The sequence below is a fragment of the Bacillus sp. 17RED48 genome (assembly GCF_019837545.1).
Taxonomy (GTDB): Bacteria; Bacillota; Bacilli; order Bacillales; family Bacillaceae_G; genus Bacillus_A; species Bacillus_A wiedmannii.
Map to the genome: position 1 here is coordinate 439,320 of NZ_JADAXG010000002.1, position 21,962 is coordinate 461,281.

Here is a 21,962-nt window from a genome sequence, read left to right on the forward strand (position 1 = left end):
TTTCGAGACCATTCCCTTTACTGCTGTACAGGTCCACTAAATACAACAAGAAAAATAACAATTCCTGACACAATCATAAGGGTGTACGCTACTAACGCTGTAATCCCTTTCAAAAATTTATTCTTTATTTTGTATCTACTTAGTAAAATAAAACTTACTGCAAAAAACATAAATCCAATTGCTCCTAAAGCAAACCACATTTTTATGAGCCCTTCTGACATATACACACCCCTTTTTATTAATCTATTTTTATACTATTTTAACAAATTAAAATCTTTAAACAAATACAAAAAGAACATTTTACTACAAATTACGAATATATAACTTTAATCAACAGGTTTTTTCGCATCTTCCACTAATCTAGATAAAAATAAAACCGAAGCGAGTATATCTCTCGCTTCGGTTGACCAAATATGCCCAAAACAGCTCTATTCCCATACTTTCATGGCTATCATATGCAATCTACAAACTCTTTGTTTCTTATATTTTATTTTTTAAACATTTTGCTTAACGAGCCAAAATCAGCGGGCATATTATTGTTAATGATCGCTTTTACAATTTGATCCTCTTGTTCTTTCGGCACTTCACGTCCTGCCATAAGAGCCACTTGATGAATCAATTGACGAAGCACAGTCTCATCACGTAAGTTCGCATTCTGTACAGATGATGCTAATTTAAAAATATCTTCTTTATTCACTTTCGCTTCTTTTTCAATGTTATTAAAAATGTTATTATCCATTCTTTTCACCCTCTCCTCAAGTTACTCTTCATCCTATGCAAAATTAAAAAAATGGTGAAAAGACCCATAAAAATAAAAAGCGACAGAAGTACAAATGTACTTCTGTCGCTTTTCTTTAAAGTAAGTCAGGTATAGCTTCCACTTCATGTTTTCGAACACGTCCCATTAATGAGCCTACTGCATCTTTCACATTATTCCCATTGAACAGCACGTCATATAAAGCAGCTGTAATCGGCATTTCAACTTCCATTTTCTCTGCTAATTCGTGAGCAGCTTTCGTTGTTCTTACACCTTCTACAACCATACCCATGCTTTCTAACACCTCTTCTAAAGAGTGTCCTTTTCCAAGCATATTTCCAGCGCGCCAATTTCGGCTATGAACACTTGTACAAGTTACAATTAAGTCTCCCATACCAGTTAGACCAGCAAACGTTAATGGATTTCCGCCCATTTTTCTTCCTAAACGAGCAATCTCCGTTAAACCACGTGTCATTAATGCCGCTTTCGCATTATCACCTAATCCAAGTCCATCAGTTATCCCAGCAGCTAATGCGATAATATTTTTTAACGCACCACCAAGCTCAACCCCAACAATATCCGGATTTGTGTATACACGGAAGTAACTATTCATAAACAAATCTTGTACTTCCTCAGCAGCTTCCATACGCTTTGCTGCAGACGTAACCGTCGTCTCTTGACGTAAACCGACTTCTTCAGCATGACTCGGTCCAGACAGTACAACAACGTCTTTAATCAAGCCCTCTGGAATTTCTTCCTCAATCACTTCCGAAATACGTTTTGACGTACCAGGTTCAATCCCTTTACTTGCATGAATCCAAGTAGTCGGACCCGCTACATATTTCTTCATATCTTGTAATACCTCTCTATACGCTTTCGTTGGTACTACAAGAAGTACTACATTTACATCTACTAATGCTTCTTCTAAAGAAGAGTAGGCTGCGATTGTGCTTGGCAATGTAATTCCTGGAAGGTATCGACTATTCTCATGTTTTGTATTAATCTCATCCATAAGTTCAGAACGATTTCCCCAAATACGTACATCATGTCCATTGTCAGCTAATACCATCGCTAACGCTGTTCCCCAGCTACCTGCTCCAACTACTGTGATTTTTGTCATAAAATCACATCCTCTCCATTAGTCTCTTGCTCTAGCGATAATGTGAATCGGCGTTCCTACAAAACCGAACGCTTCACGTAAACGATTCTTTAAGAAGCGCTCATATGAAAAGTGCATTAATTCTGTATCGTTTACAAATATAACAAATGTTGGTGGTTTTACCGCAACCTGTGTCGCATAGAAGATTTTCAGACGGCTACCATTATGAGTTGGTGTTGGATTCATCGCTACCGCATCCATAATTACATCATTTAATACGTTCGTTTGAATACGGATACTATGACTTTCATTTACTTCATTAATAACTGGTAATAATGTTTGTGTACGTTTTTTCGTTTTCGCAGATAAGAATACAATCGGTGCGTACTCTAAAAATTGGAAATGAGCACGGATGTTTTCTTCAAATGCTTTCATTGTTTTTTCATCTTTTTTCACTGCATCCCATTTGTTTACGACGATAATAACAGCACGTCCTGAATCATGAGCATATCCAGCAATTTTTTTATCCTGTTCAATAATTCCTTCTTCTCCGTCTAAAACGACTAAAACAACGTCAGAACGTTCAATCGCTCTAAGCGCACGAAGTACACTATACTTTTCTGTGCTTTCGTATACTTTCCCTTTTTTACGCATACCAGCTGTATCGATGATTACATAATCTTGACCATCTTTACTATATGGTGTATCAACAGCATCACGTGTCGTTCCCGCTATATTACTTACAATTACACGTTCTTGACCAAGAAGTGCATTTACAAGTGATGATTTCCCTACATTTGGACGGCCAATTAAAGAGAAACGGATTGTTTCATCATCATACGCTTCTTCTTCAATCTTTGGAAAATGATTTGCAGCTTCATCTAACAAATCACCAAGTCCTAAACCGTGTGTACCTGAAATCGGGAATGGCTCGCCAAATCCTAATGCATAAAAATCATAAATATCACTACGCATTTCTGGATTATCAACCTTATTTACCGCAAGTACAATTGGTTTTTTAGAACGATATAAAATTTTAGCAACTTCTTCATCTGCTGCAGTTACACCATCGCGACCATTCGTCATAAAAATGATAACATCTGCTTCATCAATCGCTACTTCCGCTTGTTGACGAATTTGTGTCAAGAACGGCTCGTCTCCAATATCAATTCCACCTGTATCAATAATGTTAAATTCATGATTTAACCATTCTCCCGCACTATAAATACGGTCTCGTGTTATACCTGGTATATCTTCTACGATTGAAACTCTTTCTCCAACAATTCTATTGAAAATAGTAGATTTTCCTACGTTCGGGCGGCCTACTATTGCTATTACTGGTTTCGGCATATACTTTCATCCTTTCAACTTGCTTCTGTTTATTATGTAAAAAACCCTTCTTTGTGCAAGAAGGGATTTGCATTCCAGAATATTTCTCAGCGTATCAAAACACCTCACATTATACCACACGTTACTAATGTTTCACAATAATATATACATTCTCTTGTAAGCGATGCGCAATACCATCTAAAATTGCCTCTAAATTATTTGCAACAAATTCTAACTCATCTGTCGATTCACAAGTAAACAAAGGGGCACCACCAGCAAATTTCTCCGGCGTTGTTGTAATAACCGCGAGAATCACACTTTCTAACATCATCTTTTATCTCCCCTTCCTTTCGGGGCTTCCGATGACATATGAACAGCACTTTCTAACGTCGGCACATTCCCTATGACACCTATCGCTTTCTCTGCATCTTGATCTTGTGGCAAGACAAAAATCCCAACCCTACCATCTTCTAAATCACGCTTTGCCAACGGCACAAGCGCTGGCGTACCAGAATCTCTATAAATCCCTAAAGCAACAGAAACATCATGTAAAATAGCTTGTCGTTGTCCTAAGTTTGAGATTGTCACCATCGCATCAATTGTTTTCGGCCTTAAAATAAAGCCCATTCCATATTTCATAATTTCCTCTTGCCTTGCTGGCAATCCAATATTCATAATGTAAATGTTATCAATATACAGCCCCGCTCCTTCAAAACGAAGTGGAACATGCTCGATATCAACAAGATCATGTAACCTTCTGCCAGACATTAATTTTTTCGCGATAATAAATGCGATTATAGCCATAATTACTCCAGCAATCCACGAATGGAATCCTATATACGCAAACGTCGTTGCAAACGACGTTAACATCGCCAAATAGTTTCGACTTTCAAAAACTAACGCAATCCCTTCAATATATGTATTTCCACGCGGTACGAGCTCATATCCATCTAATTGTTGAAGGGTATTTCTTTCCATATTACGCACATCACGAAACTGTGTTGCTGCTAATGTAAGAAATGTAATAGCAGAAAAATCTTTTTTCAAAATTGACGGAATCGCAATCGCTCCTAAAGCCGCTGCAATTAACCCCATCGCAACGTGAATAATTTTTCCGTGGAGCCTCGTCGGATATTGACGCGTATCTGTCCGGAGCATTAGCACTCTCGTTATTGTCCCCGCTATTACTCCGCATAAAATGGCCGGTGTATATTCAATCATGTATTACCCTCGCCTTTCTTTTACGTGCTTTCCTCTTGAACTGTTCCATGTATACTGATGCTTTTGCAATCCAAAACAAAATTGCCATGAAAAATGTAGCAACGGCGACGATATCAAAAAACGCTAAACTTCCGTAATCATAAGGGAAATGTAGTTTTCGAAAAATAAGTGTCACTAACAATTCCCCCTGTAACATTCCTATATAAAGAGAACATAATCGCAATATGCGATCCTCATGCAATAAAACCGATGCATACACAAGAGCACCACTTAACAAAAACAACCTGTCCACCACAATCCAAATCGGATCATATACTTCTAACAAATGAAAACTTGTATATAACATTGCAATAATAAGTGCCGAAAGTAAGCTATATAATTTTTTCCAAATAGAATATAGTGCGATTCCTATAAAAGCAACAATACAAAGCAAAAGTGCATTTACTGATACCGTGAATGAAGCAATCGTTACATGTAACGGAGAGCAAATAATAAAAATCAATATACAAACGCTTATCTTCCAGCGCATAGAGTCTTTTTTCATAAAAAAAGTTACAACGATCCACCCTATCCAAGCTAAAAAATAAAAAGTACTCCCTTCCATCATTTCACCTCCTATGTTTTCCATTATGGGAACTTTTTATGAAAGTTAATCCACTTTCTTCGCGCATAGTTTTTTCATATAACAGCAACACTTTTAATAAGGAGGTGCTATTCATTATGGGTAAAGATCGTCAAGAACGAAAACTAAGAGAATCACGACGCGTTGAATCTGATCGTGACCAATCACTACAATATCCGGGTGCAACTGGACTGGATACACCAGAGCAAGCCCGAAAACAAAATCAGCACTAATGAACACAAAAAGACGGTTTCGATATTGTACGAAACCGTCTTTTACATAATTATTTTAATGATTTTTACTTATATCAAAATAACATTTAACATCCGAATTTTTCTATGGTTTATTTTTATCTCCACCTATTTTTTCCTTTGCGAAATTAAACCCTCCCCAATAATTCAGTAGCAAACTATCTACATTTTCCAGCCTCTTTTTCAGTCGCAACTTGCACAAGATAGTGTTTATATAGGAATAATTTTATTTTGATAGAATATTAATTCCATTCCTCACCTTAAATTACTAAAACGAACAAAAAACAAAAAAATCAACCAAACGGTTGATTTTTTATCTTCTACTATAATGCGTCGTATCAATACCACGCTGCGTTAACCAATGATACGTTTCGCCCTTTACAACAAGAGGTACAGCCTGTAACTCTTCTATCGTCTTTGCACCAAGAGCTGTCATAATAAATTTCAAATCTGTATGTAAAAGATCAATTTCATCCACTAACTTCTCGATACCATCTTGCATTAAAATACGTAAAAAATATCCAGCAAACGCAGTTGTATTCGCCCCTAATGCGATTGCTTTCGCTACATCAAGCGCTGTTTGTATACCCCCAGATGCAATAAAAGAGAGGTTATTATTTGTAGAGGTTGCTTCAATAATCGAGGTTGCTGTTTGTATGCCCCAGTTATTAAAATAAGAAAGCATTCGCTGTCTTCTTTCATTTTCAACAGCAGCAAAATTTGTACCACCTTGTCCACCAATATCAATTGCCGTTACACCTATGCTCGCTAACTGTTGTACGGTTTCCTTACTCATCCCAAATCCAACTTCTTTCACAATGACAGGAACTTTACTATTTAATACAATTTTCTCAATGCGCTGAAGTACACCAGTAAAGTCACGGTCTCCTTCTGGCATCGTTAACTCTTGTATGACGTTTAAATGAATTTGCAATGCATTCGCTTCAATCATATTAACGGCACGCTCTGCTTGTTCGATAGTTGCCTCACTACCTAAATTAGCAAAGAAAACACCATTCGGGTTTACCTTTCTGATAATCTTATAAGAAGCAGCCTCACTTTCATCTTTTAACGCCGCCATTTGCGACCCTACAGCCATAGCAAGATTATGATGTTTCGCTACATATGCTAATTGCTCATTAATATGTAACGTTCTCTCTCCCCCACCACCAGTCATCGCATTGATAAAAATCGGCGAACTTAGTGAAAGTTCGCCGATTTTTGTTTCACATGTTATTGAGTCATAACTTGAATTTGGCAATCCTTGATGCACAAAATCAATATCATGAAAGCCATGCGTACGAGACTGACCAGTAGAAAGAGCGTATTCAATATGATCTAATTTACGTTTTGCCCTTACCACTTGTACCCCTCTTTATTTCTTTAATTTTTTCAGTTGTTCACCAATAATATCACTTAATTGGAAAGTAGCAGAATCAGCATTTGGTTCATACTGACTGTAATCCTCAATTACATTATTTTCCTCAAGCGTTTCTTTTATACTTAAAGAAATACGTTTCTCTGCAACATGGACTTCAAGCACTTTCACTTTTACTTCTTGTCCCATTTCCAATACTTCATTTGGATTTTTCACGTGACGATTTGCAATTTGAGATACATGCACAAGACCTTCAACGCCAGGTAAAATTTCAACGAATGCACCGAATGTAACAAGACGTTTTACTACTCCCTCACGAATATCTCCAGCTTTTATTTCGCCAGCAACATTCTCCCAAGGTCCTGGCTGAGCTGCTTTAATTGATAAAGAAATACGTTGTGTATCAGCATCAACAGATAATACCTTTACCTTTACCTTTTGACCTTGCTCTAATACTTCAGAAGGTTGCTCTACACGTTCGTGTGAAATTTGTGAAATATGAACTAAACCGTCCACACCACCAACGTTAACGAAAGCACCAAAATCCGTTAATCGTTGCACTGTTCCTTCAACAACGTCTCCTTCTTTTAATGAAGAAATCGCTTCTTTTTTCTTAGAATCTAGTTCTAATTCTACTACTGCTTTATGCGAAAGGATTACACGATTTTTTTCGCGGTCTAATTCAACAATTTTCACGGCTAATGTTTTGCCTTTATAGTCAGTAAAATCTTCTACATAATGTACTTCTACAAGTGAAGCTGGGATAAAACCACGAACACCAAGGTCCACAACTAATCCACCATTCACGATATCTTTTACAGTAACATCAAACACATGACCAGAAGTAAATTTCTCTTGTAATTCTACCCATGCTTTTTCTGCATCAACAGCACGTTTAGATAAGACAAGATCATCTTCTTCTAATTTAATAATTTTCAATTCTAGTATTTGATCTAATTCTACAACATCGCTTGCTTTTTCAATATGAACGTTAGCTAATTCACTAATTGGAATTACGCCATCTGTTTTGTATCCAACATTTACAAGCACTTGTTTCTCTTCAACTTTCGTTACAGAACCTGTAACAACGTCACCAACTTGTAATTCTTTTGAATCCATAACTTCTTCATTCATTTTCTCTACCATGGAAATACCTCCCTACAGAATTGACAAAGCATTTTTATGTATATACGAAATGAAAACATATGTTTTCATTTGCATGTTTAAGAATTTATCATCACATACTCAGTTTTCATACATTTCACTAGAAAATATATTAAACCTATATAAATAGTATACAGCAAAATCATCTTGAAGAAAGTATGTTTTGAAATATAATAGCGAATATATTCTGAAAGTTTTATCCTTCTTTTACTAACTTCTTACAAATCCGATCATTTGTCAAGGAAAGAGACTCACAATTCACGCATCCTTTACATTGCTATATAAACAAAAAAGAAAGAGGTTATCCCCTTTCTTTATTTCGTAAACACTCCTGAAACAATACTCATAATTTTTTGGACAACTTCTTCAATTGATAAAGAAGTTGTATCTAATTCCAATGCATCATCAGCTTTCTTTAGAGGAGAAACTTCGCGTTCTGAATCTAATTTATCACGCTGAGCAATTTCTTTTTTTAACTGCTCTAAATTAGAATCGAAACCTTTATTTATATTTTCTAAATGTCTTCTTTCTGCTCTTTCTTCAACAGAAGCAAGCATAAAGATCTTCACTTCAGCATCTGGTAACACATGTGTACCAATATCACGGCCATCCATTACAACGCCGCCTTTTTCCGCTAACTCTTGTTGACGACGTACCATTTCTTCACGAACAAGGCGATGTTTCGCCACAATAGATACTCGATTCGTCACCTCAGGTGTACGAATTACTTCAGAAACATCTTGTCCATTTAAAAATACAAGTTGTGTATTTTCTCCTTGCTGAAACTCAATATTTACATTCTTTACAACTTCCATTAACTTCTCTTCATTTTCAATGTCCACTTTTTGTTCAAGGGCTGCATATGTAATCGTGCGGTACATTGCGCCTGTATCAATATAAACGTAAGAAAGTTTCTTTGCCACAACTTTTGCAACCGTACTTTTTCCAGCAGCTGCTGGACCATCTATAGCAATTGAAATTCGTTTATCCATTGTAACACCTCATTTTTTCACTTATAAAACAAAACGAAAAGCAGGTATTCTCCTGCTTCTTCTCATTTGCTTCATGTCATTAAATCCTCAATTATTGTAGCATAATCCTCCATAGAAGAAAATGAAAACTACCTATTCACCTGTAAGATTTCTGCTTTGTTTTTTACCATGACACCTTCATAATAAACAATTTTAGATAAATATTTCACTGATGACTTATGTATAAATAACAATTGCACAACAGAAAGGCAAATGAATTGTATTACTAATATACGAATAAAAATTTTCTCCATCTTTTTCAATGTAATTGCTCCCTCCTATCCTACATTTACACATTTCGTTTCGTGATTTTATACATCGTATATATAGCAGCTAACTTTATTGTCATTTTCGAGGCATACTTTTATACATTTCCATTGTCGAATTTACTCAAAACATGTTATGTTCTAAATGTATTTTTCAACTTGAAAGGGGTATAAGCATTGAAAAGAATCCTAGTTTTACACACAGGTGGAACAATTGCAATGGAGGAAGATAAAGAAACTGGGGTCGTACAACCAGGTGAAAAAAATCCTCTTTTAAAATTTATTCCTGATTTAGAAGGCGATGTTGATTTAATCGTTGAAGACGTGTTCCATCTACCATCTCCTCATATGACACCGAGCGAAATGTTACAATTACAAGTCATCATTGATGAAAGAGTAAAACAAGACAACATTCATGGCGTAGTCATTACGCATGGTACGGATACATTAGAAGAAACAGCCTATTTCTTAGATTTAACAGTGCAAGCAACTATTCCAATCGTTGTAACAGGTGCAATGCGTTCTAGTAATGAATTAGGTGCTGATGGTCTATATAACTTCTTATCGGCTGTAAAAGTAGCTAGCTGTAGTGAAGCTGCTGAAAAAGGTGTTTTAGTCGTATTAAACGACGAAATCCATTGCGCTACAAATGTAACGAAAACACATACAAGTAACGTGGCAACATTCCAGAGTCCACAGTATGGACCAATTGGTATGGTAACAAAGCGCGGCGTTGTATTCCATCACGCTTTAGTACACCATGAAACATATTCAGTAAATAAGGTTTCTAAAAACGTAGTTGTTCTAAAAGCATACGCTGGTATGGACGATACATTGTTAGGAGCAATTGAAAACCTTCCAGTAGATGGGATTGTTATTGAAGCACTTGGACAAGGTAATTTACCTCCAAGAACACTTCCTAGTCTAGAACGATTAATCGACAAAGGAATTCCTGTCGTATTAGTTTCTCGCTGTTTCAATGGCATCGTGCAAGATGTATATTCATATGAAGGTGGCGGCAAACAATTAAAAGATATGGGTATTGTATTCACATACGGTTTAAATGCTCAAAAAGCACGTATTAAATTATTAGTTGCATTAGAGAATACAAATTCTCATGAAACAATCCAAAATATGTTTATGCACAATTAAAAAGAAGCTGTCGAAGTTTATTTCGACAGCTTCTTTTTATATTTCCCTTGACGCAATGGTTTGCGCAATCGCATCCCCATGAAATCGACCGTTCTCAATAAATATTTCATTTGCATTATTTCCAGCAGCAATTACACCTGCAATGAAAATATTTTCAGCGTTCGTTTCCATTGTATCCTCTGCATAAATCGGACGTCCTGTTTCTTCATCAATCCGAACACCCATCTTCGTTAAGAAACTATGATCAGGATGGTAACCAGTCATCGCAAATACAAAATCATTTTGGATTGTATATGCCTCATCATCGACTGTAAACGTTACTGTATGTTCAGTAATTTCTTTCACGTGAGCCCTGAAATGCATTTGAATTGTGCCGCTTCGTACTAACGCCTCAAACTCCGGCAAAATCCACGGCTTAATGCTTGGTGAATACTCACTTCCGCGATATAAAACCGTTACACGCGCACCGGTTTTAACAAGTTCTAACGCGGCATCTATACTCGAGTTTTTCCCACCTATAACTACTACATCTCGATCAAAATAAGGATGTCCCTCTTTAAAATAGTGAGCTACTTTCTTCAGTTCCTCGCCAGGAACATTCATATAATTTGGATTGTCATAATATCCAGTTGCTACAACAACATATTTCGCTATATATATTTCTTTACTTCCGTCACGCTTTGTTGTCTCAACATGAAAAACTTCTCCATCTTTTTGTACTTTCTCCACTCGCTCAAAAGCATTTACACGTACAGATTTACGCTTTACTACTTCACGATAATACGCAAGCGCTTGATTTCGAACTGGCTTACGATTTTCTGTAATAAAAGCTACATCACCAATTTCTAATTTTTCACTAGAAGAGAAAAATGTTTGATGAGTTGGATAATTATAAATCGCATTTACAATGTTTCCTTTTTCAATTACTAACGGATTTATCCCTACCTTTTGCAACGAAATTGCTGCTGCTAATCCGCACGGACCGCCTCCAATTATGATAGCTGTTTCTTTCTGCATACTCAGCTCACTCCTAGTCTTCTACCAATACGCTATTTATAAAAACAAGAAAAAACCTACTTACAGCAGTAGGCACCTATCTTTATTGTATTCATTTTTCATATATTTGTCATCTAAACGAAACGTACATCCGATAGACATCTGCTAAAAACTGCTGAAATTTAATACCTTGTTTCCCTAATACATTTTCAGGATCAATCTTTCTAGCTGGGTCAAGTGTTTTATGTGATACGATATCTTTCTTCGGATTCAAGCCGAAGTTTTGACATAAATACGCATGATACCACGTAAAACGGGTATATGCTTCCCAAAAGTTAACATCACCGCCATAACAAAGTTCCACTCCAATGGCAGCCTTATTGGCATCATAACCATATAAGTCATTATCTGTCGGCACACCATATCGAACGTGATAGGCAACTTCATTTATAGGAACAATTTCCAATATTGTTTTATCATCTATAAATGTATGTGCCGAAGCTTTCGGTTGTATTTCATTAAAATAATCCCGATTCCCTATCGCATTGCTACCAGGGTTCCCCGTATCATGACTTACAATAAACCTTACTTTAGAAAGAGGAATTCCCGGTCGTGAACTTCCATACCCAATATAGTTACGCTCTATAGGAAACATCGCCATTACTACCAACTCCCACTTCAGAAGATTACCTTACTTCTTTATATATGTATTCGGTAGCAATGTCCTTATCGCATATTTCTTACGCGAAGAGAAAATCGAAAATATTTGATGTGAACACCATAAATAATAAAATACTTACAGCAACTCCATAAAAACCGTAAAACCAAACACAATCTTCTTTCGTATCTAAACCGAAAAATTTATTTACAGATTGTAATAATGTGCCGCGCTTACTTTGTTTGTTTCTTAATACTTCCACTCGTTCTACAACATCTGCTGGCATCATAAATCTTTGGTCTACTGTCATTTTCATCATTTATCTCTCCTTAAAATCATTTCCGTTTTGTTTATCTAAGGAAAGTATAGCACGTTTGTTCGTGCAGAACAAGCGTTCTTTTTTGTTTTTATTTTATTTTTCAACAATCCAAGTAAGAATCGAGATTACAAAAGCGATAATCGGCCCTACTACAACTGCACCAAATATTAAAAACAGTAGTCCTTCTCCGAACATCCGAACGTTACTTGTTTTTCGGGCTTTCATCGTTCTTGAGAGTTCTCCCTCTAACCTCTTAACCTTTTCTTCTAATTGTTCTACTCGTTCCATCATTTCATTTTCCATATACAACACCTCACACTAATACTTCAACAAAAAAAACGTGATTCCCTCGAAAGGAATCACGTTTTCTCACGATATAATATTATACCCAACCTCTGAAGCGACTTGCTTCAGCCATTTTACGAACACCGACCATATACGCAGCTAAGCGCATGTTCACTTTACGAACTTGTGCTGTTTCATAAATAGAATCAAATGATCTTACCATTACTTTTTCTAAACGTTGTTCTACTTCTTCTTCAGTCCAGTAGTAACCTTGGTTATTTTGTACCCACTCAAAGTAAGATACTGTCACACCGCCAGCACTTGCTAATACGTCTGGAACAAGTAAAATTCCGCGATCTGTTAAAATTTTAGTTGCTTCTAATGTTGTTGGACCATTTGCAGCTTCAACAACGATTTTCGCTTTAATATTATTAGCATTTTCTTCTGTAATTTGGTTCTCAATTGCAGCTGGAACTAAAATGTCGCAATCCAGTTCTAACAATTCTTTGTTTGAAATTGTATTATTAAATAGTTTTGTTACTGTACCGAAGCTATCACGACGGTCTAATAAATAATCAATATCTAATCCGTTTGGATCATGCAATGCACCGTAAGCATCCGAGATTGCAATAACTTTCGCGCCTGCATCATGCATAAATTTAGCTAAGAAGCTACCAGCATTACCGAATCCTTGAACAACAACGCGTGCACCTTTAATATCAATATCGCGTTTTTTTGCAGCTTCGCGAATACAAATTGTTACACCTTTCGCCGTTGCTGTTTCACGTCCATGTGATCCACCTAATACAAGTGGCTTACCTGTAATAAATCCTGGTGAATTAAATTCATCAATACGGCTATATTCATCCATCATCCATGCCATGATTTGAGAGTTTGTGAATACATCTGGAGCTGGAATATCTTTCGTCGGTCCTACGATTTGGCTAATTGCTCGTACATAACCGCGGCTTAATCTTTCTAACTCACGGAATGACATTTCACGTGGGTCACAGATAATTCCACCTTTACCTCCACCGTATGGTAAATCAACAATACCACATTTTAAACTCATCCAAATTGAAAGTGCTTTCACTTCATTTTCTGTTACATTCGGATGGAAGCGAATTCCACCTTTCGTTGGACCAACAGCATCATTATGTTGTGCACGATATCCTGTAAATATTTTAACAGTCCCGTCATCCATACGAACTGGTATTTTCACTGTCATCATACGAATTGGTTCTTTTAATAATTCATATACTTCGTTTGGATAACCCAATTTTTCTAATGCTTCACTAATAACAATTTGTGTCGAATTCAATAGTTCAAAATGTTGTTCCCTTTGTTGTTGTGTTTTTGTTTGAGTTCCCTTTTCGGCTACCATAGTAAGTAAACCCCCTGTAATTTCACTTGTTTAGTAAACCTTCATTGCCTAGTATACACCGTTAAATTTGGAATGCAATAGAAAACGCTAACAAATATATACAAACTATTTCCTGTTGCAAGCGTTTTCACTATCATTATAGTCCTTTTATCGCTTTTAGAAAAGTAAAATACTTAAATATTTAAATATTTTTTATTTTACTTATATATAACAACTTAAGAAGATATTTTTAAGTATAGTAAAGAGCACCCAAATATTTATGATTCCCGCTATACCATCAATCGTTTTGACATTTTCAGACCAACATTTTAGGTTTCTCCAAATAAAAAACAAAACCTTAGCTTTGTTATATTAGCTAAGGTTTTGTTTTTTCACAAAGTAATTGTGTATTTGTTCAATTGCTTGAGAAGCCATTAATTCTTTACCATACTCCATTAGACGATAAATAGTTGCTGTAGACGGATTACCATATTCCGCTAAAATAGCTATAAAATCTGCCTTCAGTAATTGAACTTGCTCCTCTTCTTCCATCCAAAGATAGAAACGCCCATCCCACGTATATAGTTTTCCGCCAGTTACATCAAGGTTATATAAACGATTCGACAGGTTAATTACGTCATCTAGTGTAGCAAACTCATAAAGTATATGCTCGCTTTCATCTAGAGTCACTTGCATTTCAATAAACTCGTCACGGAACTCATCATCTGTATCCACATCTTGATGTTCTTTCGTTACAATTACGACCATTCCTTGCGCTTGTAGAGAAAATACTTCAACTGCAATCGGGCCATCCGCTTCAAACCCTAGTTCCTTATTTGCTTCTTGCATCATATCACGAAATAATTGCTGTACTTTCGGTGCATTTCTCCACAAATCTTCTTTTGTTAACCCTCGTTCAGATAAATCATCAAATGTTAAGAAAATTTTTATCTTATTGTAATTTAATCGTTCCAGCCTCATCTCATACCCTCCCTACGTAACCAATGAATATAATTTTTATTATATGAAATAGAAAATAGATGGTTCTTTTCGAACAACTATTCTAACATTTTTAACCAATCATCCCATTCTTCTTTCGTATCACCAATTAGGCATGTTTGAATGTTCAACTGATCTCGAGCACCTATTTCTCCTATAAATCCAACAGAAAGTTTCTCACTTTTTTCTTGCAACAAATTCATGTCTTTCATCGCATTCTTAAGTTCTCGTTCCTCATTAAAAGAGACTACTACATATGTAGGTTGTATTTGCTCAACAGCTAACAAAATACCATCTTCCACTAAGCTTGACCTAATATATATCGCCTCATATCCTTTTAAGCGTAAATACGTTGAGAAAACAAACCCTTTCAACATATTATTTTCTAACACGACAACTTTGTGTATAGAAGAAAATGATGATGCATTATGATACACCATTCCTAGACGAGTTTGTAAAAATGATACGACATATTGGAATTGCACCATTGTAACTTCATTATTATTTTTTAACGTTAACAATTTATTTGACACTTGAAGAACAATACTTGCTATGACTTTTTCTGTTGCATAAATACTGAAAGCCTCGTTTAACAATGCAGAAGTTGTAATTTCATCAAATTTTAACAAAGCTTGCAGTAAATCGTCCACTAAAACAACTTCTCTATCGTAATGTATTTCTTTTTGAACATTACTCTGCAAACGATTCTCTTCTAATAATTGAACTGCTTGTCCAATCATCATGCCGGAAGAAACCTTGTCCATTAACCATTTCAAAATTTGAATATGTTCTTCTGTATATAATCGATGCCCCGCATGATTCCGCTTTGGGGCAATAATTTGATATCGTCTTTCCCATGCACGAAGCGTACTCGGCTGAATTCCAATTATATTCGAAACAGCTTTTATGTTATATTTCCCGTTTAGAGTTGGCATCATTTCCCTCCGCATAACGTAATAATATGTGTTTGAGCAGGTGCTCGGAAGCGAAGTGGAATCAACGTTGTTCCATACCCATTACTAACAAAAAGAGTCATATTTGAATGCTTATATACGCCACCTTTTAAATATTTTTTAGATGGGAATAATCGAATCTGTCCTCCATGTGTATGTCCACTTAACACAAGTGAAATTTGTTCTTTTCCAGACATTTTATTTATTATATCAGGGTTGTGGCTAATTAATATGCGAAAACCATCTTCTTTGCAATCAGCCAACGCTAAATCTAAACGATCACGCTTCAAACCAACATCATCTATACCGAGTAAACAAATTTTTTCTCCTAGTTCAGACTCAAATACAACTCTTGTATTATCTAAAACTTTCACATTATTTTCTAATAACAAAGCATCTAATTCATGATATTCAATCTCATAATCATTATTTCCCCATACAAAATATACAGGAGCTATCGCTCTTAACTTTTGTATATTTGCAGAAATTTTCGATAAAGGGACGCCTCTTTCCGCTAAATCACCGCCAATAATTACAAGGTCTACTTTTCCTTTTACTTGTTCAATTAATGAACTTGAAATGACCCTTCTATGAATATCAGAAATAAAAAACACCTTTACTTTTTGAAAACTTTTCGGAAATTCTTCAAAAAGTAAAGTATGTTCTAACACAGTATTACGCATCGCTTCTGTATACATTACAAGAAGAAATATAATACCAATACATATGAGAGCACTTAATAAGATAATCCATATCATATATTTTTTACTCCCTTCCTCATAAAGATAATCCTCCGTTTTTATAGTAGGTATGTTACTAGCTATCCTGCTTTGCGGACTTATCTTTTATCGGAATTTTTATTTCTTGACCTACATTCACTTCATCTTCTTGTAAATCATTATACTTTTTAATCACTTCAATCCCAGTTTCATCTGAAAAATATTGCTTCGCTATACTTTCTAAAGTTTCTCCTTCTTTCACTGTATGCGTTACTACTTTCTCAGATGTTGCCTCAGACTCAGATTTAGCTGAATCAAAGAAAATGACCTCAAACGCACTTTTCCCAGCGTTATTACCATCACTTTTCACCTGAATATATTTATCTGTATACCATAAGATACTAATTGGTAGTAATATGAATAGAAATGTTAAAACTCGGACGAAAATATGATTCATTTTAAACTTTTCTTTTTTCTCTTTATTTCTATGAATTTCACTACGCGGCGGTAAACTTTCTTTTTCTTCCACTCGCTCAACTTCTAATTCCTCTTCGAAATCAGGAATTCGTTTTCTCATGTTGTTCACCACCACCTTCCATTTATTTTCTTAATTGGAGTCCCATTATAAAATCAACAAGAAAGTGTGCAAAGATTGTTATAAACAAATTCCCTGTCCATTCAAATACATAACCAAAGACAAAACTAATGAAACAGACGAAACAAAACAAAAATGGCTTTGTTATATACCGAATATGTAACACTGCAAATACTAAACTGGCTATTACAATTCCAAAGTGCGTCTGCACTACACCTCTAAATAAAAATTCTTCTGCAAAGCCGATAATGAACGTAATAACGAGTAGGTGCATAACTGACATTCCTTGAAACATCTTATCGTTAATACCACCATCATCAAACCAAGACTCTGGAAATACTCGCATTGCAACATAATCTAATAACACAATACCAATCGCCAACAAGCCACCTATTATAAGTATAGACACCGGTTCCCACTTCCACAGACTATACACCGATTTTATATCTCGGAATAATATATATGCTAGTAAACAACCGATACCGATAATAATGAACTGTGTGATATACAGATTCAGCCTTATTTCTTTCGGACTCATATCTTCAATATTATGCCTTTGAATGTTCATCATTCCCCCATCTTTTCTAGACCGAAAAGCTTTTGTAACTCTGTTTCCCAATTATAGTCGAAATCCGATTGTTGCGCTTGTCTTTTTTTATAATCTGTTTTTGTAATACCACAATAGTCACAGCAATTTTTCAACTCGTTCTCTTTTCTATAACCGAACTGTTGCAACAAATATTCACGCCTACATTCTTTCACTTGTATCCACGATTTCATGTTTTCTAGCTCACTATATTTATTACGTAGCCTTATTTCTACTTCAGCTATTAATCTGTTCATAATTTCATCTGACAAGCTCTCTAATTTTAATTTTCGCTGTTGTATGATTCCAAGCTGTTCGAGATGATAGCGGATGAAACGCCAATACTGTTCATTAAATCTTGCTGCATTATAACAAATTTCTTCTACCTCTTCTATTGGTAATTCTTTCGTTGGAAACATTCTTTCTTGTAGTAAAGAGAATAAAAATTGTATTTGCGACTGACTTGGCAATTCATCTTCAATTATTGAAATTGGTAAATCGTGATCTAACGGACTACATAGTAAGATAGCTATACTCGGTTCACCGTCTCTTCCAGCTCTTCCGATTTCTTGTAAATAGGAAGCTACATTAGTCGGATAATGAAAATGAATAATATAGCTCGTATTCGACTTATTTACTCCCATACCAAAAGCACTTGTACATATTACAAGCTGCAACTGGTCATTCATAAACTGCTGTTGAATTAACATACGCTCTTCATGTTCCATACCACCATGATAAAAAGCGACACCAGTCACGCCTTTTCCTCTTAAATATTCCGTTAAACGTTCTGTCCACGCTCTGCTTGAACAATATACAATCCCTGGCCCTTGTAAATACATCACCTGGTCCAAAAGCGCTTCTTTCTTCTCTTCTATCGTCTCCACAAATTGTACTTCCATTGCGATATTTGGACGATCAATAGAGTATACATGCTGCGTCACTTTCTTCAAATCTAAACTTTCTGCTATATCCCGGAGTACATCTTTTGTCGCTGTTGCCGTTAATGCTAGCACCGTAGGAGACCCGATATTCTCAATGACTACATTTAGTTTTTTATAGTCTGGTCTAAAATCATAACCCCATTGTGAAATACAATGAGCCTCATCCACAACAAACAATGAAATATGAACTTTCTTCAATTCTCTTATTAACACTTCCGACTGCAACATCTCTGGTGAAACAAAAATAAATTTATATGAAGCTAATTTTTTCATCGCTTCTCTTTTTTCATGTAATGTCCGAAAACTATTAAATGCTATTACTCGGTTTTTCACAACATACTTTAATTGTGTAACCTGATCTTCCATCAAAGATAATAATGGTGATACAACAAGCACGGTTCCTTCTTGCATTAACCCAGGAAGTTGATAGCACATAGACTTCCCTCTTCCAGTCGGGAGCATTGCTATAACATCTTTTCCTTCTAACAAATCTGTAATTACCCCTTTTTGTCCTGGACGAAATTCAGAATATCCAAACCATCTATATAAATATTCCTCAAGCTTCATTTATACCCTCCATCCGCGCCAATACAAGACGAACTTCAAAATAAGAGATACCCTCTCCAACCGCTTGTTTCAACTCACGCAACTTACGTGTTTGTAATGCCTCAATTACTTTTGTCACTTTATCTATTTTGTCTTTTTCCATAAACATCTCGATTGAAAACTCTTTTTCCCGCAAAGCAATTTCAACAAAATGATCTTCTATCGTTGCAACCTTTAAATTTCTAATTGTCGCTATTTCATCTAAAGAGCGTCCTTGTCTCCAAAAATTATATGTTTTTTTCGTTGATAAACTAAATAATTCAGCTCTCTCATTTGGATAAGAGATAATCTCAGCTAATAGAGGAAATTCATTTTCTTTATCGCGAACTTCTTGTATAAAGAAGTGAATTGTACCCCAAAATAAAAAATACACCCGGAATATATCTTGTTTCGTAATTTCCGCTAATTGCTGCAATGTACAACCGATACGTTCATATCCTGTTAATCTATATGTTACAATCGTCGCTTCTACCACATCACCTTTTCCTAAAAGATTATGTATTTCTTTCCATAATCTTTTAGCCAATTCACTTCGCCTATATGGTATACCTGTTAAAAAACGTTTTACCCACATCATTATTTCTGTATCTTGTTGAATGGGAATAAACTTCGTATTATTCTGTTGTAAATTAGATATAGTTTGAATAATTAATGATAATCGTTTCCAAAATGTTTCACCTAATTCACCATAGTGTAAACCATGTAAATGCGCGGGAAAAGCATACACTTCCTCCCATGTATGTAACTGCATTTTACCTTTAGATGTTAACAAATATGTATTTTCATGTATTTCTCGAATCAAATCTACTTGCAACAACTTTGCAACTTCCCGATCATAGTCTGTTCTATTTAACGATTTATATATTCCAAACAAAAATGAAATTCGGAACATATTTCCATCTTGTAACGTTTGCGAAGATCGTTTTCCTTTTAATAAATAATAAATAGAAGAAACGGTCCTTTCACCATTCAATTGTTTTAAACAATACAATAAAGTATATTGTAGTTGCATTACCGCTTCCACCTTTCAATCTAGCTTAATTACTTTTTAGTATGATTGCACCATTCTATGTTACTCATTAAACTTATCATATCGGCACTATGTACTTGTATATAGTATATTGTACCAAACGAAATAACATTTACGTATTTTGAAAATCTTATGACATAATGCAAAAATTAGTTGACACTCTAATTGATAAGGATTATCATTATAATTTTATGTTGAAAAGTTTTAAAAACCGTTTTACAATAAGGTTATAATTTTTATGGCGAGCTTTTCACATACATATTATCAGGAGGGAAAAAAGATGGCAAAATATACAATCGTTGATAAAGATACTTGTATCGCATGTGGTGCTTGCGGCGCTGCTGCACCAGACATTTATGATTATGATGATGAAGGTATTGCATTTGTAACGTTAGACGATAACCAAGGTATCGTTGAAATTCCAGATGTATTGATTGAAGATATGATGGATGCATTCGAAGGTTGTCCAACTGACTCAATTAAAGTTGCTGATGAATCATTTGATGGCGACTCTTTAAAATTCGAATAGTCTTTTATTAACTTCAAAAAATATCCCTCATTAATATGAGGGATATTTTTTGTTTTCTATTTTCATTCTACTTAATAAAAAACCACTAGTAGTTCCATACTACTAATGGTTTTATTTTATATTTTATGCATTTTTCATTTTTGCAAACACCCATACTTTCAGGCGTGAGAATAACGCTACAAATACAATTGTCACAACAATTCCTTTAATCAAATTAAATGGTAAGATTGCCGTTACAACCGTTGTTCTTATAGCCTCGCTAGACATAGCTGGTGAATTTAAAAACCAAGTGTAAGCTGGGAATATAATGATGTAATTTAATACACTCATAATGAGCGCCATTGTAATTGTCCCTAGCATTAATCCTGTCGTTAAACTCTTAACAGTACGATACTTTCTAAATAAGAAAGCTGCCGGTCCAATAAATAAACACCCTGCAATAAAGTTAGCAATTTCTCCAACTGGCACTCCCGTTAAACTCCCTTGAATTCCGTAATGTAAAATATTCTTTATCGCCTCTACAATTATCCCTGCAACTGGCCCGAAAATAATTGCTGCAATTAGAGCTGGTACATCACTAAAATCAATTTTTAAAAATGGCGGAAGCCCTGGAAACGGGAAATCCAACATCATCAGTAAATATGCAATACTACTTAGCATCGCTACACTCACCATCTGCACTACACTGTTTTTTTGTTTCATCTTTCTCTCTCCTTTTCCATCGATCTTCTCATGGAAAGTGGAAAGGTTCTGCTATGCCTACTTTTTCATAGAACGAAAAAACCCTTTGTGTTTTACACAAAGGGAGAATTTAAGGCACATCAAACAGACGTTCAAATCCATATCTTTTTTGAACGCTTGAACCTCCATCTTCTCCCATCCAGACTATACTGTCGGCTTTGGAATCACACCAAATCCTGCCTTAACGGCTCGCGGGCTTAGAACAAAATTACATACTGTTCATCACCGCCGGTCGGGATTTTCACCCTGCCCCGAAGATAGACCGATATTCTATTTTCCACTTTATTATACAACAACATAATCGTATTGTGAACAAAAAAAGTGTAACTTATTAAAAATAAGTTATTAATTTTATATAATCAAAACCAA

General features: G+C 35.4%; 27 protein-coding genes and 1 riboswitch. Of the genes, 3 read left to right on the forward strand and 24 right to left on the reverse strand.

Annotated features, from left to right (window positions below; translation table 11 throughout):
* Positions 1–17: 17 nt before the first annotated feature.
* From ILT06_RS08900 to ILT06_RS08930, 7 genes are all read right to left on the reverse strand, one after another.
* Positions 18–221: a DUF2768 domain-containing protein gene (locus ILT06_RS08900; RefSeq protein ID WP_001288995.1), complete on the reverse strand. Its 204-nt coding sequence runs from the start codon at positions 219–221 to the stop codon at positions 18–20.
* A 266-nt stretch (positions 222–487) separates the two neighbouring features.
* Positions 488–739 carry a stage VI sporulation protein F gene (locus ILT06_RS08905; RefSeq protein ID WP_000369753.1) on the reverse strand — a complete coding sequence of 84 codons (252 nt, stop codon included), beginning with the start codon at positions 737–739 and terminating at the stop codon, positions 488–490.
* A gap of 115 nt (positions 740–854) precedes the next feature.
* Positions 855–1,877: an NAD(P)H-dependent glycerol-3-phosphate dehydrogenase gene (locus tag ILT06_RS08910; RefSeq protein ID WP_000161770.1), complete on the reverse strand. Its 1,023-nt coding sequence runs from the start codon at positions 1,875–1,877 to the stop codon at positions 855–857.
* 18 nt (positions 1,878–1,895) lie between these two features.
* On the reverse strand, positions 1,896–3,206 hold the full coding sequence (gene der / locus ILT06_RS08915; RefSeq protein ID WP_001125888.1) for a ribosome biogenesis GTPase Der: 1,311 nt from the start codon (positions 3,204–3,206) through the stop codon (positions 1,896–1,898).
* Positions 3,207–3,330: 124 nt separating this feature from the next.
* Complete coding sequence (locus ILT06_RS08920; RefSeq protein ID WP_000979052.1) at positions 3,331–3,516, reverse strand: capping complex subunit for YIEGIA; 186 nt, start codon at positions 3,514–3,516, stop codon at positions 3,331–3,333.
* The gene (locus ILT06_RS08925) at positions 3,513–4,406 is read right to left on the reverse strand and encodes a YIEGIA family protein (RefSeq protein ID WP_064476620.1); all 894 of its coding nucleotides are present in this window, start codon (positions 4,404–4,406) and stop codon (positions 3,513–3,515) included. Before ILT06_RS08925 ends, ILT06_RS08920 begins: the two co-directional genes overlap by 4 nt.
* Positions 4,399–5,010, reverse strand: a complete 612-nt coding sequence (locus ILT06_RS08930) for a YphA family membrane protein (RefSeq protein WP_000399216.1) — start codon at positions 5,008–5,010, stop codon at positions 4,399–4,401. Before ILT06_RS08930 ends, ILT06_RS08925 begins: the two co-directional genes overlap by 8 nt.
* A 116-nt stretch (positions 5,011–5,126) precedes the next feature.
* Between ILT06_RS08930 and ILT06_RS08935 the strand changes: the two genes are divergently transcribed.
* A complete protein-coding gene (locus ILT06_RS08935; protein WP_000513900.1) occupies positions 5,127–5,261 on the forward strand; it encodes a YpzI family protein in 135 nt (44 codons plus the stop codon).
* A 331-nt stretch (positions 5,262–5,592) separates the two neighbouring features.
* Here the strand turns inward: ILT06_RS08935 and ILT06_RS08940 are convergent, their stop codons facing one another.
* The 4 genes from ILT06_RS08940 to ILT06_RS08955 all read right to left on the reverse strand — a co-directional run bounded on the left by ILT06_RS08940 (position 5,593) and on the right by ILT06_RS08955 (position 9,115).
* The gene (locus ILT06_RS08940; protein ID WP_088048403.1) at positions 5,593–6,642 is read right to left on the reverse strand and encodes a type 2 isopentenyl-diphosphate Delta-isomerase; all 1,050 of its coding nucleotides are present in this window, start codon (positions 6,640–6,642) and stop codon (positions 5,593–5,595) included.
* Between the two features lie 12 nt (positions 6,643–6,654).
* Positions 6,655–7,803: a 30S ribosomal protein S1 gene (rpsA, locus tag ILT06_RS08945; RefSeq protein ID WP_000229549.1), complete on the reverse strand. Its 1,149-nt coding sequence runs from the start codon at positions 7,801–7,803 to the stop codon at positions 6,655–6,657.
* 332 nt (positions 7,804–8,135) lie between these two features.
* On the reverse strand, positions 8,136–8,813 hold the full coding sequence (gene cmk / locus ILT06_RS08950) for a (d)CMP kinase (protein WP_088048402.1): 678 nt from the start codon (positions 8,811–8,813) through the stop codon (positions 8,136–8,138).
* 128 nt (positions 8,814–8,941) lie between these two features.
* Positions 8,942–9,115, reverse strand: coding sequence for a YpfB family protein (locus ILT06_RS08955; RefSeq protein ID WP_000738047.1), 174 nt, complete (start codon positions 9,113–9,115; stop codon positions 8,942–8,944).
* A 180-nt stretch (positions 9,116–9,295) separates the two neighbouring features.
* On the opposite strand from ILT06_RS08955, the gene ansA reads away from it, so the two are divergent.
* Positions 9,296–10,270: an asparaginase gene (gene ansA, locus ILT06_RS08960; RefSeq protein ID WP_081257388.1), complete on the forward strand. Its 975-nt coding sequence runs from the start codon at positions 9,296–9,298 to the stop codon at positions 10,268–10,270.
* Positions 10,271–10,306: 36 nt separating this feature from the next.
* Here the strand turns inward: ansA and ILT06_RS08965 are convergent, their stop codons facing one another.
* The 12 genes from ILT06_RS08965 to ILT06_RS09020 form a co-directional block, all read right to left on the reverse strand.
* Positions 10,307–11,287 (reverse strand): YpdA family putative bacillithiol disulfide reductase, encoded by a 981-nt coding sequence (locus ILT06_RS08965; RefSeq protein ID WP_001168483.1) that lies wholly within the window; start codon positions 11,285–11,287, stop codon positions 10,307–10,309.
* Positions 11,288–11,396: 109 nt separating this feature from the next.
* Positions 11,397–11,927 (reverse strand): peptidoglycan recognition protein family protein, encoded by a 531-nt coding sequence (locus ILT06_RS08970; protein ID WP_001240648.1) that lies wholly within the window; start codon positions 11,925–11,927, stop codon positions 11,397–11,399.
* Positions 11,928–12,006: 79 nt separating this feature from the next.
* On the reverse strand, positions 12,007–12,243 hold the full coding sequence (locus ILT06_RS08975) for a DUF3961 domain-containing protein (RefSeq protein WP_001983018.1): 237 nt from the start codon (positions 12,241–12,243) through the stop codon (positions 12,007–12,009).
* Positions 12,244–12,336: 93 nt separating this feature from the next.
* Positions 12,337–12,546 (reverse strand): hypothetical protein, encoded by a 210-nt coding sequence (locus ILT06_RS08980; RefSeq protein ID WP_000426773.1) that lies wholly within the window; start codon positions 12,544–12,546, stop codon positions 12,337–12,339.
* 79 nt (positions 12,547–12,625) lie between these two features.
* Positions 12,626–13,912, reverse strand: a complete 1,287-nt coding sequence (gudB, locus tag ILT06_RS08985; protein WP_000225171.1) for an NAD-specific glutamate dehydrogenase — start codon at positions 13,910–13,912, stop codon at positions 12,626–12,628.
* Between the two features lie 351 nt (positions 13,913–14,263).
* Positions 14,264–14,872 (reverse strand): genetic competence negative regulator, encoded by a 609-nt coding sequence (locus ILT06_RS08990; RefSeq protein WP_001235391.1) that lies wholly within the window; start codon positions 14,870–14,872, stop codon positions 14,264–14,266.
* A 77-nt stretch (positions 14,873–14,949) separates the two neighbouring features.
* On the reverse strand, positions 14,950–15,825 hold the full coding sequence (locus ILT06_RS08995; protein WP_064476623.1) for a MerR family transcriptional regulator: 876 nt from the start codon (positions 15,823–15,825) through the stop codon (positions 14,950–14,952).
* A complete protein-coding gene (locus tag ILT06_RS09000) occupies positions 15,825–16,601 on the reverse strand; it encodes a metallophosphoesterase (protein ID WP_064476624.1) in 777 nt (258 codons plus the stop codon). Before ILT06_RS09000 ends, ILT06_RS08995 begins: the two co-directional genes overlap by 1 nt.
* A gap of 58 nt (positions 16,602–16,659) precedes the next feature.
* Positions 16,660–17,139: a LysM peptidoglycan-binding domain-containing protein gene (locus tag ILT06_RS09005; RefSeq protein ID WP_001231546.1), complete on the reverse strand. Its 480-nt coding sequence runs from the start codon at positions 17,137–17,139 to the stop codon at positions 16,660–16,662.
* Positions 17,140–17,161: 22 nt separating this feature from the next.
* Positions 17,162–17,725 carry a CPBP family intramembrane glutamic endopeptidase gene (locus ILT06_RS09010; protein ID WP_001025763.1) on the reverse strand — a complete coding sequence of 188 codons (564 nt, stop codon included), beginning with the start codon at positions 17,723–17,725 and terminating at the stop codon, positions 17,162–17,164.
* The gene (locus ILT06_RS09015) at positions 17,725–19,254 is read right to left on the reverse strand and encodes a RecQ family ATP-dependent DNA helicase (protein WP_064476626.1); all 1,530 of its coding nucleotides are present in this window, start codon (positions 19,252–19,254) and stop codon (positions 17,725–17,727) included. The genes ILT06_RS09010 and ILT06_RS09015 overlap by 1 nt, the downstream gene beginning before the upstream one ends.
* Entirely contained in the window at positions 19,244–20,305 is a 1,062-nt protein-coding gene (locus ILT06_RS09020) for a YpbB family protein (protein ID WP_064476627.1), read from the reverse strand. Before ILT06_RS09020 ends, ILT06_RS09015 begins: the two co-directional genes overlap by 11 nt.
* Before the next feature lie 298 nt (positions 20,306–20,603).
* Between ILT06_RS09020 and ILT06_RS09025 the strand changes: the two genes are divergently transcribed.
* Positions 20,604–20,852 (forward strand): ferredoxin, encoded by a 249-nt coding sequence (locus tag ILT06_RS09025; protein WP_001151994.1) that lies wholly within the window; start codon positions 20,604–20,606, stop codon positions 20,850–20,852.
* Between the two features lie 123 nt (positions 20,853–20,975).
* Here the strand turns inward: ILT06_RS09025 and ILT06_RS09030 are convergent, their stop codons facing one another.
* Complete coding sequence (locus tag ILT06_RS09030; RefSeq protein ID WP_000810851.1) at positions 20,976–21,554, reverse strand: ECF transporter S component; 579 nt, start codon at positions 21,552–21,554, stop codon at positions 20,976–20,978.
* Between the two features lie 162 nt (positions 21,555–21,716).
* Positions 21,717–21,856, reverse strand: a riboswitch (FMN riboswitch).
* Between the last annotated feature and the right edge of the window lie 106 nt (positions 21,857–21,962).

Coding starts and splice junctions, on each gene's coding strand:
- ILT06_RS09010 (WP_001025763.1), bottom strand. CDS start 17,725: ATGAACATTCAAAGGCATAATATTGAAGATATGAGTCCGAAAGAAATA.
- ILT06_RS08910 (WP_000161770.1), bottom strand. CDS start 1,877: ATGACAAAAATCACAGTAGTTGGAGCAGGTAGCTGGGGAACAGCGTTA.
- ILT06_RS08980 (WP_000426773.1), bottom strand. CDS start 12,546: ATGGAAAATGAAATGATGGAACGAGTAGAACAATTAGAAGAAAAGGTT.
- ILT06_RS09020 (WP_064476627.1), bottom strand. CDS start 20,305: ATGCAACTACAATATACTTTATTGTATTGTTTAAAACAATTGAATGGT.
- ILT06_RS08920 (WP_000979052.1), bottom strand. CDS start 3,516: ATGATGTTAGAAAGTGTGATTCTCGCGGTTATTACAACAACGCCGGAG.
- ILT06_RS08935 (WP_000513900.1), top strand. CDS start 5,127: ATGGGTAAAGATCGTCAAGAACGAAAACTAAGAGAATCACGACGCGTT.
- ILT06_RS09030 (WP_000810851.1), bottom strand. CDS start 21,554: ATGAAACAAAAAAACAGTGTAGTGCAGATGGTGAGTGTAGCGATGCTA.
- ILT06_RS08905 (WP_000369753.1), bottom strand. CDS start 739: ATGGATAATAACATTTTTAATAACATTGAAAAAGAAGCGAAAGTGAAT.
- ILT06_RS08900 (WP_001288995.1), bottom strand. CDS start 221: ATGTCAGAAGGGCTCATAAAAATGTGGTTTGCTTTAGGAGCAATTGGA.
- ILT06_RS09000 (WP_064476624.1), bottom strand. CDS start 16,601: ATGATATGGATTATCTTATTAAGTGCTCTCATATGTATTGGTATTATA.
- cmk (WP_088048402.1), bottom strand. CDS start 8,813: ATGGATAAACGAATTTCAATTGCTATAGATGGTCCAGCAGCTGCTGGA.
- der (WP_001125888.1), bottom strand. CDS start 3,206: ATGCCGAAACCAGTAATAGCAATAGTAGGCCGCCCGAACGTAGGAAAA.
- ILT06_RS08970 (WP_001240648.1), bottom strand. CDS start 11,927: ATGGCGATGTTTCCTATAGAGCGTAACTATATTGGGTATGGAAGTTCA.
- ILT06_RS08930 (WP_000399216.1), bottom strand. CDS start 5,010: ATGGAAGGGAGTACTTTTTATTTTTTAGCTTGGATAGGGTGGATCGTT.
- ILT06_RS09015 (WP_064476626.1), bottom strand. CDS start 19,254: ATGAAGCTTGAGGAATATTTATATAGATGGTTTGGATATTCTGAATTT.
- ILT06_RS08995 (WP_064476623.1), bottom strand. CDS start 15,825: ATGCCAACTCTAAACGGGAAATATAACATAAAAGCTGTTTCGAATATA.
- ILT06_RS09025 (WP_001151994.1), top strand. CDS start 20,604: ATGGCAAAATATACAATCGTTGATAAAGATACTTGTATCGCATGTGGT.
- ILT06_RS08925 (WP_064476620.1), bottom strand. CDS start 4,406: ATGATTGAATATACACCGGCCATTTTATGCGGAGTAATAGCGGGGACA.
- gudB (WP_000225171.1), bottom strand. CDS start 13,912: ATGGTAGCCGAAAAGGGAACTCAAACAAAAACACAACAACAAAGGGAA.
- ILT06_RS08975 (WP_001983018.1), bottom strand. CDS start 12,243: ATGATGAAAATGACAGTAGACCAAAGATTTATGATGCCAGCAGATGTT.
- ILT06_RS08965 (WP_001168483.1), bottom strand. CDS start 11,287: ATGCAGAAAGAAACAGCTATCATAATTGGAGGCGGTCCGTGCGGATTA.
- rpsA (WP_000229549.1), bottom strand. CDS start 7,803: ATGGTAGAGAAAATGAATGAAGAAGTTATGGATTCAAAAGAATTACAA.
- ILT06_RS08990 (WP_001235391.1), bottom strand. CDS start 14,872: ATGAGGCTGGAACGATTAAATTACAATAAGATAAAAATTTTCTTAACA.
- ILT06_RS09005 (WP_001231546.1), bottom strand. CDS start 17,139: ATGAGAAAACGAATTCCTGATTTCGAAGAGGAATTAGAAGTTGAGCGA.